This window comes from Streptomyces racemochromogenes (assembly GCF_044129415.1).
GTDB classification, from domain to species: domain Bacteria; phylum Actinomycetota; class Actinomycetes; order Streptomycetales; family Streptomycetaceae; genus Streptomyces; species Streptomyces racemochromogenes_A.
In genome coordinates this window covers 1-14,310 of the sequence record NZ_JBBDHD010000084.1, presented here as the reverse complement: position 1 = coordinate 14,310, position 14,310 = coordinate 1, and the positions used below count along the sequence as shown (strand labels likewise).

At 74.6% G+C, this 14,310-nt stretch carries 13 protein-coding genes, 1 rRNA gene and 1 pseudogene; 2 read left to right on the top strand and 13 right to left on the bottom strand.

Features of this window, described 5'->3' with window-relative positions; translation table 11 throughout:
* Positions 1-27: 27 nt before the first annotated feature.
* The 6 genes from WDV06_RS25950 to WDV06_RS25925 all read right to left on the bottom strand — a co-directional run bounded on the left by WDV06_RS25950 (position 28) and on the right by WDV06_RS25925 (position 5,773).
* Positions 28-405: a peptidoglycan-binding domain-containing protein gene (locus WDV06_RS25950; RefSeq protein ID WP_395512192.1), complete on the bottom strand. Its 378-nt coding sequence runs from the start codon at positions 403-405 to the stop codon at positions 28-30.
* Positions 406-603: 198 nt separating this feature from the next.
* On the bottom strand, positions 604-1,713 hold the full coding sequence (locus WDV06_RS25945; RefSeq protein WP_395512191.1) for a glycosyltransferase family 4 protein: 1,110 nt from the start codon (positions 1,711-1,713) through the stop codon (positions 604-606).
* 147 nt (positions 1,714-1,860) lie between these two features.
* A complete protein-coding gene (gene recN, locus WDV06_RS25940) occupies positions 1,861-3,579 on the bottom strand; it encodes a DNA repair protein RecN (protein ID WP_395512202.1) in 1,719 nt (572 codons plus the stop codon).
* A 106-nt stretch (positions 3,580-3,685) separates the two neighbouring features.
* On the bottom strand, positions 3,686-4,657 hold the full coding sequence (locus WDV06_RS25935; RefSeq protein ID WP_395512190.1) for an NAD kinase: 972 nt from the start codon (positions 4,655-4,657) through the stop codon (positions 3,686-3,688).
* Positions 4,654-5,469: a TlyA family RNA methyltransferase gene (locus WDV06_RS25930; RefSeq protein WP_395512189.1), complete on the bottom strand. Its 816-nt coding sequence runs from the start codon at positions 5,467-5,469 to the stop codon at positions 4,654-4,656. Before WDV06_RS25930 ends, WDV06_RS25935 begins: the two co-directional genes overlap by 4 nt.
* 7 nt (positions 5,470-5,476) lie before the next feature.
* The gene (locus WDV06_RS25925; protein WP_395512188.1) at positions 5,477-5,773 is read right to left on the bottom strand and encodes a hypothetical protein; all 297 of its coding nucleotides are present in this window, start codon (positions 5,771-5,773) and stop codon (positions 5,477-5,479) included.
* 64 nt (positions 5,774-5,837) lie between these two features.
* On the opposite strand from WDV06_RS25925, the gene WDV06_RS25920 reads away from it, so the two are divergent.
* Entirely contained in the window at positions 5,838-6,185 is a 348-nt protein-coding gene (locus WDV06_RS25920; RefSeq protein WP_395512187.1) for an SCP2 sterol-binding domain-containing protein, read from the top strand.
* On the opposite strand, the gene WDV06_RS25915 is transcribed toward WDV06_RS25920, so the two are convergent.
* The 4 genes from WDV06_RS25915 to WDV06_RS25900 all read right to left on the bottom strand — a co-directional run bounded on the left by WDV06_RS25915 (position 6,182) and on the right by WDV06_RS25900 (position 10,305).
* On the bottom strand, positions 6,182-7,087 hold the full coding sequence (locus tag WDV06_RS25915; RefSeq protein ID WP_395512186.1) for an ABC transporter ATP-binding protein: 906 nt from the start codon (positions 7,085-7,087) through the stop codon (positions 6,182-6,184). The genes WDV06_RS25920 and WDV06_RS25915 overlap by 4 nt on opposite strands.
* The gene (locus WDV06_RS25910; protein WP_395512185.1) at positions 7,084-8,145 is read right to left on the bottom strand and encodes a FecCD family ABC transporter permease; all 1,062 of its coding nucleotides are present in this window, start codon (positions 8,143-8,145) and stop codon (positions 7,084-7,086) included. The genes WDV06_RS25915 and WDV06_RS25910 overlap by 4 nt, the downstream gene beginning before the upstream one ends.
* Positions 8,142-9,194 carry a FecCD family ABC transporter permease gene (locus WDV06_RS25905; protein ID WP_395512184.1) on the bottom strand — a complete coding sequence of 351 codons (1,053 nt, stop codon included), beginning with the start codon at positions 9,192-9,194 and terminating at the stop codon, positions 8,142-8,144. Before WDV06_RS25905 ends, WDV06_RS25910 begins: the two co-directional genes overlap by 4 nt.
* A gap of 61 nt (positions 9,195-9,255) precedes the next feature.
* Positions 9,256-10,305 (bottom strand): HAD-IIA family hydrolase, encoded by a 1,050-nt coding sequence (locus WDV06_RS25900; RefSeq protein ID WP_395512183.1) that lies wholly within the window; start codon positions 10,303-10,305, stop codon positions 9,256-9,258.
* A 143-nt stretch (positions 10,306-10,448) separates the two neighbouring features.
* Here WDV06_RS25900 and WDV06_RS25895 point away from each other — a divergent pair, with 143 nt between their 5' ends.
* Positions 10,449-11,720, top strand: coding sequence for a DUF1015 family protein (locus WDV06_RS25895; protein ID WP_395512182.1), 1,272 nt, complete (start codon positions 10,449-10,451; stop codon positions 11,718-11,720).
* 79 nt (positions 11,721-11,799) lie between these two features.
* Here WDV06_RS25895 and WDV06_RS25890 read toward each other — a convergent pair whose 3' ends face one another.
* From WDV06_RS25890 to rrf, 3 genes and pseudogenes are all read right to left on the bottom strand, one after another.
* Entirely contained in the window at positions 11,800-12,660 is an 861-nt protein-coding gene (locus WDV06_RS25890; RefSeq protein ID WP_395512201.1) for a tetratricopeptide repeat protein, read from the bottom strand.
* A 189-nt stretch (positions 12,661-12,849) separates the two neighbouring features.
* Positions 12,850-14,073: pseudogene (locus WDV06_RS25885) on the bottom strand (hypothetical protein); the annotation flags it as partial.
* A gap of 164 nt (positions 14,074-14,237) precedes the next feature.
* A 5S ribosomal RNA gene (gene rrf, locus WDV06_RS37365) occupies positions 14,238-14,310 on the bottom strand; the annotation flags it as partial.

Below are 14,310 nucleotides of genomic sequence, written 5' to 3'. Positions count from 1 at the left end.
AGGCCCGGTTCCAGGGCCTCCCGGCCGTCAGCAGACGTAATCGGACGTGTTGGCCCAGAAGACGAGGGACGACCACGTCTGAGCCCCGATGACTCCGTCCACGACGATGCCGGCACAGCGCTGGAACCGCCTGGTCGCCGCGTCGGTGACCGGGCCGAAGTTCCCGTCCTCGTCCAGGTCCGCGCCCCTCATCGCATGGTTGAGGTAGCACTGCGCCTGCTGGACCGCACTTCCCGAGGAGCCGCGCTTGATCGTCGGACGCCTGAGGGTGTAGTCGCAGATGTCCGCCGCCTTCTTCGTCGCCACGCTGGTCGCAGAAGGGGCGCTCTCGGGTACCGCGACGGCCGGGCCGCCCGCGAAGACGAGGGGGACCACCAGGGCCGCAGCAGTGAGCAAGCGTCGCATGTCCATCACCTCCGGGGGCGCAGGATCATTGCCCCGGATCGGTTTCCGCATCGATTGCCTGGGTCCGGCGAACGGCCAAGGGCCCGTGCCGGACAGGGCGACGGCTCCAGATTACGCCTTCGGGCAGGTGCGGGCATCCGAACCGGGTCCGGTTCCCCGGCGCCGAGCCACCGCCGGAGGGCTCCGACCCCGGCCGCACTACCGCTGACGTTCCATCAGTTCGTCGTACACCGCCAGGACCTGGGCCACCGTGTCGTCCTCCGACGGCCAGGTCGCGGCCTGGGCGCGGCCGGCCGCGGCGAGGGCGGCCCGGCGGGCCGGGTCGTCCAGGAGGGCGGCGACGGCGCCCGCCAGGGCGCCCGAGTCGCCGTACGGGACCAGGACCGCGGCGTCGCCGACCAGTTCCGGGACCCCGCCGACCTCCGTCGCCACCAGGGCGACGCCGGCCCGCAGGGCCTCCTGGGCCAGCAGGGAGCGGCCTTCCCAGCGGCTGGGCAGGACGGCGACGTCAGCCGCCGCCAGCAGGCGGTCGGCGTCGCGGCGGCGGCCCAGGAGGCGCACCGGGAGGTCTTCCGATGCGATCCGGCGGGCCAGTTCCGGGCGCAGCGGACCCTCCCCCGCGATCACCAGCAGCGGCACCGGTTCCAGCACCCGCCAGGCCCGTGCCGCGTCGAGCAGGACGGAGTAGCCGCGGCGGGCGACCAGGCTGCCGACCGCGATGACCAGGGGGCGTTCCACGGCGCCGAGTTCCGCCCGCGTCTTGCCCGCGTCGGTCGCCGTCGGCGCGGCCGGTACGGAGACGGCGGCGAGGCGCGCGTCCCGCGCGCCCCGGCGGCGGGCGAGGTCGACCTGGTCGGAGGAGGACCCGAGGACCACCGCCGCGGCCCGGGCCACGTGGCGTTCCAGCAGGCGGCCGAGGCGGCCCAGTGGGCCGGCGTCGGGTGCGGTGCCGTGCCAGGTGACCACCAGCGGGGCGCGCCGGCCGCGGCCCCGCAGGGCGAGGGCGGCGCGCATGCCGGCCCGTACGCCGTGCGCGTGGACGACGTCCGCCCCGGCGCAGGCGGCCCGCAGCGCGTACCCCGCGTCGGGGGTGAACTCGGCCCCGGCGCCGGTGAAGTCGTACTCCCCCTCGGCCGCGACGGGGGCGCACACGGTCACCCGTACGCCGCGCGCCGCGAGCCCCGTCGTGAGGGAGCGGACGTGGGCGCTGCTGCCCGCGCCCGCGCCGCCGAGGACCTGGACGGTGCGCAGCGGGGGCCGCCCGTACGGCAGGACGGGCGGCGGTACCGAAGCCGGGGAGCTGCTCACGGGTGGTAGCTCCAGGGTGAGGGGTCAGAGACGTCGCCCAGGATGCCAGCCCGTACGCGCGTTCCGGGACCATACGGGTGCGGATCCGGGGCGCGATACCGCAGTGCGCCCCCCAGCCTCACCCACACGGGCTAACGTCCCGGCGCCTCAGCCGTCCGCGCGGGCCGCCGCGAGCAGTTCCTCGGCGTGGGCGCGGGCCGTCTGCGAGTCCTCCTGGCCGGCCAGCATCCGGGAGAGTTCACGGATCCGGTCCTCGCCCTCCAGGACGGTGACCCCGGAGCGGGTCACCGATCCGTCGACGGTCTTCTCGACCAGCAGCTGCCGGTCCGCGAAGGCCGCCACCTGGGGCAGGTGGGTGACGACGACGACCTGGGCCGTCTTGGCGAGTTTGGCCAGACGCCGGCCGATCTCGACGGCCGCCTTGCCGCCGACGCCCGCGTCGACCTCGTCGAAGAGGTACGTCGGCACGGGGGTGGTGCCGGCGAAGACGACCTCGACGGCCAGCATGACCCGGGAGAGCTCACCGCCGGAGGCCCCCTTGGCGATCGGCCGGGGCTGGGCGCCGGGGTGCGGGGCGAGCAGCAGCTCGACCTCGTCCGCGCCGGTGGGCCCGTACGCGACCGGCCGGCCGCCGACCTCGACGCCCTCGGGCTCCTCGGTCTGGCGGATGTCGATGGTCACCCGGGCGTGCGGCATGGCCAGGGAGGCCAGTTCGGCGGTCACGGCGGAGGCGAACCGCTCGGCGGCCTCCGTGCGGGCGTCGGTCAGCGCCTGGGCCAATTGGGACAGTTCGGCGCGCAGCGCGTCCCGTTCGGCGGTCAGCTCCTCGATCCGCTCGTCGTCCCCGTCGAGCTCCAGCAGCCGGGCGGAGCCCTTCTGGGCCCATTCGAGGACGGAGTCGACGGAGTCCCCGTACTTGCGGGTCAGCTGGGTCAGTGCCGCCCGCCGCTCCTCCACGGCGGCCAGCCGCAGGGGGTCGGCGTCCAGGTCGTCGGCGTATCCGGCCAGCTCGCCGGCCACGTCGCCGAGGAGGATGCCCAGCTCCGCGATCCGGTCCGCGAGCCCGCCGAGCACCGGGTCGTGGGAGCGCACGGCCTCCAGGGCGCGGTGTGCGCCCGCGACGAGGGTGTTGGCGTCGACGCCCTCCGGGTCCTCGACGTCGCCCGCGAGGGCCGCGTGGGCGGCCTGCGCGGCGGAGGCCAGGGATTCGGCGTGGCCGAGCCGCTCGGCCTCGGCCGCGAGCTCGGCGTCCTCGCCCGGCAGCGGCTCGACGGCGGCGACCTCGTCCAGGCCGAAGCGCAGCAGATCGGCCTCCTGCGCCCGTTCCCGGGCCCGGGTGGTGATCGTGTCCAGTTCGGCGGAGACGGCGCGCAGCCGCCGGTAGGCGCCGGCGTACTTCTCCAGGGGGACGGCGACGGCGTCGCCGGCGTACCGGTCGAGGGCCTGGCGCTGGCGGGCGGGCCTCAGCAGGCCCTGCTGGTCGGTCTGCCCGTGGACGGCGACCAGGTCGTCGGCCAGCTCGGAGAGCAGGCCGACGGGGACGGAGCGGCCGCCGACGTGGGCGCGCGAACGTCCTTCGGCGGACACGGTCCGGCTGATCAGCAGGGCGCCCTCGTCGAGCTCGGCCCCGGCCTCCTCGGCCCGCACGGCGGCGGCCGCGTCCGGGCGCAGGACGACGCGGCCCTCGACCACCGCCGCCTTGGCCCCGATCCGTACCAGGGCCGGGTCGGCGCGGCCGCCGAGCAGCAGCCCGAGGCTGGTGACGACCATCGTCTTGCCCGCACCGGTCTCGCCGGTCACCGCGGTGAAACCGGGCGACAGCTCGACCACCGCGTCGTCGATGACCCCGAGTGACCGTATCCGCATCTCCTCAAGCACGGGACGACCATACCGAGGTTTCGCGGGTGCCATGTGACCTCACCCGCCCGGAGTTCTCCGAACGGGTGTGCTATTAACGAGTCCGACGGCGTCCTCAGTGCGGTGAGCCGCGCCAACCCGACACCGGGAGCGCGAACTTGGCCACGAGCCGGTCCGTGAAGGACGCGTGGTGCAGCCGGGCGAGCCGCACCGGCACCGTTCCGCGCCGGACCTCCACCCGTGCCCCGGCCGGCAGCTCCAGCGTCCGCCGGCCGTCGCACCACAGCACGCCGTGCTGCGTCCCGGTCTGCACCTCCACCGCCAGCACCGAGTCGGGCGAGGTGACCAGCGGCTTCGCGAACAGCGCGTGTGCGCTGATCGGCACCATCAGCAGCGCCTCCACCTCCGGCCAGACCACCGGACCGCCCGCCGAGAAGGCGTACGCCGTCGAGCCGGTCGGGGTCGCGCAGACGATGCCGTCGCACCCGAAGCCGGTCACCGGCCGCCCGTCGATCTCCAGGACCACCTCCAGCATCCGCTCCGCGGACACCTTCTGGACGGCGGCCTCGTTCAGCGCCCAGTCCCGGTGGACCACGTCACCGTTGGTCCGGACGAGGACGTCGAGGGTCATCCGCTCCTCGACCTCGTACGCCCGGCGCACCACCCGGTCCACGACCCGGTCCAGGTCGTCGCGCTCGGCCTCGGCGAGGAAGCCCACCCGGCCCAGGTTGACGCCCAGCATCGGCACCCCCGACCCGCGCGCGAACTCCGCCCCGCGCAGCAGGGTCCCGTCCCCGCCGAGCACGATCAGCAGTTCGCACCCGGCCAGCACCTCGGGCGTGCACTCCCCGACGAGCTCCACCTCGGGCGGCAGCGGCAGGTCCCGCGCCTCGTACGCGAGGACCCGCACCCCGATCCCCGACTTCAGCAGCCCGAGCACCACCAGCTCGGCGCTGCGTATGGCCGCGGGCCGCCCGGTGTGGGCGACCAGGAAGACGGTCCGGGGGCCCGCCCCCGGTTCCGCCGAAGGCGCGGTACCCGTCGAACCCGTTGACGCTGCCGCTGACGCTGACGACGAATCTGTCACTGAGGCCCCTCCGCCACTGCACGGTCGACATCCCCCGGGTCGAGTGCCGGTGCCCCCGCCCGAAGCCACAGAAAGTACTCGACGTTCCCCGACGGGCCGGGCAGCGGACTCGCGGTGACCCCCAGCACGCCCAGCCCCAGCTTCCAGGCCTGCGCGGCCACCTCCCGCACGGCCTCGGCCCGCAGCTCGGGGCTGCGCACCACACCGCCGCTGCCGAGCCGCTCCTTGCCCACCTCGAACTGCGGCTTGACCATCAGCACCAGGTCGGCGTCCGGCGCCGTGCACCGCACGAGCGCGGGCAGCACCAGACCGATCGAGATGAAGGACAGGTCGCCGACGACCAGGTCCACGGGGACGTCGTCGATCAGTTCGAGGGTCAGCTCGCGCACGTTCGTGCGGTCCTTGACGGTCACCCGCTCGTCGCTCTGCAGTGACCACGCCAGCTGGCCGTAGCCGACGTCCACGGCGACGACGTGGGCCACGCCCGCGCGCAGCAGCACGTCGGTGAACCCGCCGGTGGAGGCGCCCGCGTCCAGCGCCCGGCGGCCCTCGACGGCCAGCCCCAGGGGCCGGAAGGCCGCGAGCGCGCCGGCCAGCTTGTGGCCGCCCCGGGAGACGTAGTCGGGGTCGCTGTCGTCCTTGAGGACGACGAGGGCCGCGCTGGTCTCGACCTGGGTGGCCGGCTTGGTCGCGGTGGTGCCGCCGACGGTCACCCGGCCCGCGGCGATCAGCTGGGCCGCGTGCTCCCGCGAGCGGGCCATGCTGCGGCGTACCAGTTCGGCGTCCAGGCGGCGGCGTGCCACTCCTGCCACGTTCGGTTCAGCTCCTGTTTTCGTACGGTGCGGGGACGGGCTGTGCGTCCAGCGCGGTCAGCGCCTCGCGCAGGCCCCGATGTACATCCTCGTACACCTCGACGTGCCCGTCCGCCGCGAGGTGGTCCGCGTCCGCCAGCCGCTCCAGGTGCGCGTCCACCCCGGGGTGCCCGGTGGGAGTGCGCACCAGGCCCAGCGGCGCCGGTCCGGCGGGCTCGGCGGGTCCCGCCCCGGCCCCGGTCACGGGCTCCGTCACGGGCTCCTGGGGGACGTCCGGGGCGGCCCCGGCCTCATCGTCGGTCATGCCCCGACGCTACCCCGAAGCACCGCCCCTGCCACGCGCGGCTCTGCGGTACGGTCGGGACACCATGGCTACGATCCAGGAGTGCCGCGCCGCACTCGACCGACTCTCCGACAACCTCGCGGGGGCCGACGGCGACGTGCGCGGCGCCGCCGCCCTCGACCGGTCCCTGAGCTGCCACATCACCGACCTCGACGTGACCTTCACCGGCCGCCTCGAAGGCGGCCGGATCCGGGTGGACGCCCTCACCCCGGGCCCGCCCCGCGCCAAGGCGGAGATCCGCCTCGCGATGTCGGGGGACGACCTCCTGGCCCTGGTCGACGGACGGCTGAAGTTCGCCAAGGCCTGGGCCTCGGGCCGGGTCCGTCTGGAGGCCGGCTTCCGCGACCTCCTGCGCCTCAAGAGCCTCCTCTAGGCCCCTAGGGCCTGTCGGACGCCTGCCTCCGCCCGGGCCCTCCGCGCGGCCGGGACCACCAGCGGCGTTCCGGTCTCCGGGTCGTCGATCACCTGGCAGGCCACCCCGAACACCTCCTCCACCAGCCCGGCCGTGACCACCTCGGACGGCGGCCCCTCGGCGACCACCACCCCGCCGCGCAGGGCGATCAGGTGCGTGGCGTAGCGGGCCGCCTGGTTGAGGTCGTGCAGCACCGCCACCAGGGTCCGCCCCTGCTCCTCGTGGAGCTGGGCGCACAGGTCGAGGACCTCCAGCTGGTGCTGGATGTCCAGGTAGGTCGTCGGCTCGTCCAGGAGCAGCAGCGGGGTCTGCTGGGCCAGCGCCATCGCGATCCACACCCGCTGGCGCTGGCCGCCCGACAGCTCGTCCACGGCCCGGTCGGCGAGTTCGGCGACCCCGGTGGAGGCCATCGACTCCAGGACGATCCGCTCGTCCTCCGCCGACCACTGGCGCAGCAGCCCCTGGTGCGGGTACCGGCCGCGGGCGACCAGGTCGGCGACGGTGATGCCGTCGGGCGCCACCGAGGACTGCGGGAGCAGCCCCAGCGTGCGGGCCACCTGCTTCGCGGGCGTCGAGGTGATGGCCCGCCCGTCCAGCAGGACCCGCCCGGCGGAGGGCTTCAGCATCCGCGACAGGGCGCGCAGCAGCGTGGACTTGCCGCAGGCGTTGGGGCCGACGATGACCGTGAACGAGTGGTCGGGGATCTCCACCGAGAGGTTCTCGGCGATGACCCGCTGGTCGTAGCCGAGGGTGACGTTCTCCGCGGTCAGCCTCTGCACCTGCGTACTCCTCGTGTCGGCCGGGCCGTGCCCGTGGGTGTGCGGCGCGTCCACCGCGCCCGTCGTGTGCGTCGTGCCGGTCATACGCGTCCCGCCCTGCGCTCCATGACGAGCAGCCAGAGCAGATAGACACCGCCGACCAGACCGGTGACCACGCCCACCGGCAGCTGGTCCGCGCCGAAGGCCCGCTGCGAGGCAAGGTCGGAGGCCAGCAGCAGGACGGTGCCCATCAGCGCGCCGGTCAGCAGGTTCGACCCGGGCGACCGGGTCAGCCGCCGGGCCAGCTGCGGGGCGGCCAGGGCCACGAAGCTGATCGGCCCGGCCGCCGCCGCGGCCGCCGTGGTCAGCAGGACCGCCGCCAGCATCAGCAGCATCCGGGTCCGCTCGACCGGCACGCCCAGGGCGTACGCGGCGTCGTCGCCCATCTCGATCACCCGCAGGGCCCTGCTCTGCCCGAGGACGAGGGGGAAGAGCACCCCGCAGGTGACCACCAGCGGCCACACCTGCCCCCAGTCGCGCCCGGCCAGCGAACCGGTCAGCCAGACCATCGCCCGGGTCGCCTCGATGAGCTCCGCCTTGGCGATCAGGTACTGGATCACGGCGACGAGGACAGCCGAGGCGCCGATGCCGACCAGCACCAGCCGGTACCCGTGGATCCCCTTCTTGTACGCGAGGAGGTACACCACGGCCCCGGTCACCACCCCGCCGACGACGGCGCCCAGCGCGACCGCCGTGGCCCCGCCCTTGAACAGGGTGATGACGACGAGCGCGCCGACCGCCGAGCCGTACCCGAAGCCGAGCAGGTCGGGCGAGCCGAGCGGATTGCGCGAGACGGACTGGAAGACCGCCCCGGACATCCCGAGGGCCGCGCCGACCAGGATCGCCACCAGCACCCGCGGCAGCCGCAGGTCGTTGACGATGAAGTCGTCGGCGGGGGTGCCGTCGCCCAGCAGGGTCCGGACGACGTCGGCGGGCGCCAGGGCGAAGTCGCCGGTGCCGATGAGCACGACGGACAGCACCAGCGTCGCGGCGGCCAGCAGCAGCCCGGCCAGCAGCGCGCGCGGCTCGACGCGCAGCGAGGTGGCGCCGGGGCCGCGCAGGGTGCGCGGCCGGGCGGCCGCGCGGATCCGGGTGTCGGTCACAGCTGGGCCATCCTCTTGCGCCGGACCAGGTGGATGAAGACGGGGCCGCCGATCAGAGCGGTGACGATGCCGACCTGGAGCTCCCCGGGCCGGGTGACGACCCGTCCGATCACGTCGGCGCCGAGCAGCAGCACGGGAGACAGCACGGCCGAGTACGCCAGCACCCAGCGCATGTCGGGCCCGGTGACCAGGCGCGCCAGGTGCGGGATCATCAGCCCGACGAAGACGATCGGCCCGCAGGCGGCGGTCGCGGCCCCGCACAGCAGGGTGATGGCGGCCATGGCCCCGATCCGGGTCCGCGTCAGGTGGGCGCCCAGTGCCCGGGCGGTGTCGTCGCCCATGGCCATCGCGTTGAGCGGCCGGCCGAGCACCAGCGCGAGCAGGGCGCCGGCCAGCAGGAAGGGGGCCACCTGGCGGACGGTGTCCATGGTGGCCGAGGCCAGCGAACCCACCGTCCAGAAGCGGAGCTTGCCCAGGGCCTGGCTGTCCAGGAGCTGGACGGCGTTGATGTAGCCGACGAGGGCCGCGCTGGCCGCCGTACCGGCGAGCGCGAGGCGCACCGGGGTCGCGCTGCGGCTGCCGCCGAGCACGTAGACGGCGACGGAGACGACCGCGGCCCCCAGGAAGGCCCACCAGACGAACTCGGTCAGCGTGCTCGCCCCGAAGAAGCTGATGGCGGAGACGACCGCGGCCGAGGCGCCGGCGTTGACGCCGAGGATGCCGGGCTCGGCCAGCGGGTTGCGCGTCAGGGCCTGCATCACCGCGCCGGACAGGCCGAGTCCGAGCCCGACCATCACCCCGAGGACGGTGCGCGGGACCCGCAGGTCCCGTACGACGACGTCGTTCGTCGTGCCGCTGTAGTGGAACAGCCCGTGCCAGACGTCGGCGAGCGGCATGGCCTTGGCGCCGACGGCGATGCTCGCCACCGCGACCAGGGCCAGTACGGCGAGGGCGGTCAGCAGACCTGCGGTGCGCCTGCCGTGGCCCGGACGGGCCACGGCAGGCAGCGGCGCGGGCCGCTCGGTTTCGGGGGGACTCTCAGCCAACACGAAGGTTAGGTTAGCCTACCCTGCACCCGGGATGTCCCCTGAACGGCCGGGCGCCCCCCGTTCACCACCCCAGTGCGGCCAGCGCCTTGTCCACGTCGTCCGCGTAGCCCCCGTCCCCGGCCGCGGACCAGGCCGCCGCGCACAGGGCCCGCAGCCCGTCGACCGGATCGGGCTCCCGCACCGCGTCCGCGACCCGGGTCAGCTCCAGGCCGGTCCCCGCGTGCGCCGCGCTCCAGCCGCCGCACCGCCACGCCCCCTGCCGTTCCGACACCTCCGGCTGCCCGGTCAGCAGCCCCCGCAGGTCGCGGTCCACGTACGTCGGCCGGTGCCGCGGCTCGGCCCGCAGCAGCTGCGCCGCGTCCGTCACCCCGGTCAGCACCAGCAGCGAGTCCACGTCCCCGTTGAACGCGCCCTCGATGTCGGTGTCCAGCCGGTCCCCGACCACCAGCGGCCGCCGGGCCCCGGTCCGCAGCACCGTCTCCCGGTGCATCGGCGGCAGCGGCTTCCCCGCCACCTGCGGATCCGCGCCCGTGGCGATCCGTACGACCTCCACGGCGGCCCCGTTGCCCGGCGCGATCCCGCGCGCCCCCGGGATCGTCAGGTCCGTGTTCGACGCGTACCACGGCACCCCGCGGTTGATCGCGTACGCCGCCTCCGCGAACCGCCCCCACGCCAGGTCGGGCCCGCCGTACCCCTGGACCACCGCCGCGAGCCCCTCCTCGTCCGCGGACTCCACCGGCACCAGCCCACGCTCGCGCAGCGCGACCCGCAGCCCCTCCCCGCCGACCACCAGCACCTTCGACCCCGGCTCCACCTGCTCCGCGATCAGCCGGGCCACCGCCTGCGCCGAGGTGATCACCTCGCCCGCCTCCGTCGGGATCCCCAGCTCGCCCAGGTGCTCCGCGACCGCCTCCGGGGTCCGCAGCGCGTTGTTGGTGACGTACGCCAGGTGCATCCCGCCGGCCCGGGCGGCGGCCAGCGACTCGACGGCGTGCGCGATGGCGTGACCGCCCGCGTACACCACCCCGTCCAGGTCCAGCAGGGCCGTGTCGTACGCCTGGTGCAGACTCCGCTCACTGCCCGCGGGACGGGTCCTGCTCTGCCGGGTCATCTGGCCGCTCCTCAATGAATGTTCTCGAAACGCTCAGGACTGTAGCGGTGCTTCGGTTCTTACGTTTGATCTTGTCCGAGTTTGCACTACCCGGGTGCTCCCCCGGCCGTCCCGGATCGCGAGACGGGTCTTACCATGCACCAATGACCACACCTGGCAACGCGGAGCACGGGCTGCGCCTGACCCCTTTCCACGGACTGCGGTACGTCCCGGAGCGCGTCGGCAGCCTGGCGGCGGTGACCTCGCCGCCGTACGACGTGGTCGTGCGTCCCGACGGAGTCGACTACCTCGAATCCGCCGACCCGCACAACATCGTCCGGCTCATCCTGCCCCAGGCCGGCACCCCGGCCGCGCGCAACGAGCAGGCCGCCCGCACCCTGAGCGACTGGCTCGCGCAGGGGGTCCTCAGCGCCGACCCGCTGCCCGGTCTCTACGTCTACGAGCAGCGCAAGGCCGGACTCCTGCAACGCGGCATCATCGGCGCCCTGGCCCTCACCCCCGCGGACGCCGGCATCGTCCTGCCCCACGAGGACGTCATGCCGGACGTGGTCACCGACCGGGCCGGCCTGATGCGCGCCACTTCGGCCAACCTGGAACCCCTCCTGCTGACCTACCGCGGCGACGGCCCGGGCGCCGGCGCGGACGCGGTCGTCGAGGCCACCGCGGCCCGCGAACCGCTGCTGTCCACGGTCACCGAGGACGGGTTCCGCCACAGCCTCTGGGCCGTCACCGACCCCGCCGAGCTGGCCGCCGTCACGGGCGACCTGGCCCACCGCCAGGCCCTCATCGCCGACGGCCACCACCGCTGGGCGACGTACCTGCGCCTCCAGGAGGAGCACGCCTCCCCCACCCCCTGGGACTTCGGCCTGGTCCTCCTCGTGGACACCGCCCGCTACCCGCTCCAGGTCCGCGCCATCCACCGCATGCTGCGCCGCCTGCCCCTCGCCGAGGCCCTGGCGAAGGCGGAGGGCTCCTTCCGGGTCCGTCCGGTCGACGGTCCGCTCCCGCTGGCCCTGGAGGCGCTCGCCGACGCCTCGGAACGCGGCAACGCCTTCCTCCTCACCGGGGACGGAGCCTTCCACCTGGTCACCGACCCGGATCCGGACCTGATCGAGCGGACCGTCCGCCGGGACCGCCCCGAGGCCTGGCGCCGGCTGGACGCGACGGTGCTGCACGCGTCCCTGCTGGACGCCCTGTGGCAGGTCCCGGACGCCCCGGAGCACATCGCGTACATCCACGACGCGGCGGCCACCGTCGCGATGGCCGAGCGCCACGGCGGCACGGCCGTCCTGCTGCACCCGGTCCGCGAGGAGGTCGTACGGGACCTGGCCCGCCAGGGCGTCACGATGCCCCGCAAGTCCACCTCCTTCGGCCCGAAGCCGGCCACCGGCCTGGTCCTGCGCAGCCTGGGCTGATCCGCCCGCCCCCGGAGCCGGACGTGCGGAAGGGCGGCACCCCCGAGGGGGTGCCGCCCTTCTTCGGCATCAGACCCGATCAGGCCTTGTCGCGTGCCTCGCGGTCCTCGTACTCGACGACCACGATCTCGTCGGTGAGGTCGACGTCGGCGTCCGGCCCGTCGACGGGCTCGTACTCCTCGTCGTCCTCGTCGTAGTACTCGGTCTGGTCGGCGGCGCGCTCGGCGGCGGCCACCTCGGCCGCGTCCTCGTCCTCGTCGTCCTCGTCACCGAGGTCGTCGACGTCCGCGTCCTCGTCCTCGTCGAGGACGGCGGCGTCCACGAACTCGACGCCGTCGATCTCGGCGAGGCGGTCGGAGGCGTCGGTCGCGCCGTCCTTGTCGGCCTCCAGGGTCTTCGCGAACCACTCGCGCGCCTCGTCCTCACGGCCGGCGGCCAGCAGGGCGTCCGCGTAGGCGTACCGCAGGCGGGCGGTCCACGGGTGCACGGCGTTGGAGGCCAGCTCGGGGCTCTGGAGGGTCACGATGGCGGCGTCGAGCTCGCCCATGTCCCGGCGGGCACCGGCGGCGACGAGACGCATCTCGACCTGGCCGGCCTTGTCCAGCTTCTGCACCTCGGGCTCGCCGGCCATGGACAGCGCCCGCTCGGGACGGCCGAGGCCGCGCTCGCAGTCGGCCATGACGGGCCACAGCTCGACGGAACCGGTCATCCGCTTGGCGGCCCGGAACTCGGCGAGCGCCTCGCTGTACTTCTGCGTCGCGTACGCGGCGAAGCCGGCGGCCTCGCGGACGGCGGCGACGCGGGAGGCCAGGCGCAGGGCGATGCGGGAGTACGCGTACGCCTGCTCGGGGTCCTCGTCGATCAGCCGGGCCACCATGACGAGGTTGCGCGAGACCTCTTCGGCCAGCCCCTTGGGGAGGCTCAGGAGCTCCTGGCGCACGTCGGCGTCGATCTCGTTGCCGGTGACGTCCTCGTCGATCGGGAGGCGCTTGACCGGGTCCCGGTCGCGGTCGGCACGGAACTCACGGCCGCCGCGGTCGTCGCGGCCGCCGCGGAAACCACCGCGGTCATCGCGGCCACCACGGTAGCCACCGCGCTCGCCGCCCCGGTCGTCGCGACGCGGGTAGGACGGACGGTCACCCCGGTCGCCCCGGTCGCCCCGGTCGTCACGGCGGAAGGAGGGACGGTCCCCACCACGGTCGTCACGCCGGCCGTAGGACGGACGGTCGCCGCCACGGTCGTCGCGGCCGCCGCGGAAACCACCGCGCTCGTCATCGCGGCGCGGGTACGAGGGACGACCGCCACGGTCGTCGTCGCGACGGGGGTAGGAGGGACGCTCGCCCCGGTCGTCACGACGGAACGACGGACGGTCGCCACCACGGTCGTCGCGGCCGCCGCGGAAACCACCGCGGTCGTCGTCACGGCGCGGGTAGGAGGGACGACCGCCACGGTCGTCGTCACGGCGCCCGTAGGAGGGACGGTCGCCACCACGGTCGTCGCGGCCGCCGCGGAAACCACCGCGGTCGTCATCGCGGCGCGGGTAGGAGGGACGACCGCCACGGTCGTCGTCACGGCGCGGGTACGACGGACGGTCGCCGCCGCGGAAGCCACCGCGCTCGTCGTCGCGACGGGGGTAGGAGGGACGCTCGCCCCGGTCGTCACGACGGAACGACGGACGGTCGCCGCCGCGGTCGTCACGGCCGCGGTAGCCACCGCCGGCGGGGCGCTCGCCGCGGTCGTCACGGCGCGGGTACGACGGACGGTCGCCGCCGCGGTCGTCACGACCGCCGCGGAAACCACCGCGGTCGTCATCGCGACGGGGGTAGGAGGGACGCTCGCCCCGGTCGTCACGGCGCGGGTACGACGGACGGTCGCCACCGCGGTCGTCGCGACCACCGCGGAAACCACCGCGGTCGTCATCGCGACGCGGCGAGAACGGGCGGTCCCCGCCCCGGTCGTCACGGCGGAAGGACGGACGGTCGCCGCCGCGGAAGCCACCGCGCTCGTCGTCGCGGCGCGGGTAGGAGGGACGACCCCCACGGTCGTCGTCACGGCGGCCGTAGGAGGGACGGTCGCCACCACGGTCGTCGCGACCGCCGCGGAAACCACCGCGCTCGTCATCGCGGCGCGGGTACGACGGACGGTCGCCACCACGGTCGTCACGGCGGAAGCCACCGCCGGCGGGGCGGCCGCCACGGTCGTCACGGCGGAAGCCGCCACCGGCGGGGCGACCACCGCGGTCGTCACGGCGGAAGCCGCCGCGGTCACCGCCACGGTCGTCACGGCCCCCGCGGTAGCCGCCCCTGTCACCGCCGTCGTTGCGACGAGGCTCGCGCTCCGGACGATCGTCGGGAGAGTTGGACATGGGTGTGACTCCTGTCTTCGGGGTACCGCTAGTCATTCTCGCGCAACCAGCCCATGGCCGCGCTTCGGCGTAAAACGTGAAAGAGGTGCAAAACAAAAAGGACCCTTGGTCCTCAGCGTGAACGCTGAGGACCAAGGGTCCTTTGAAAGATTGTTCGGCGGCGTCCTACTCTCCCACAGGGTCCCCCCTGCAGTACCATCGGCGCTGAAAGGCTTAGCTTCCGGG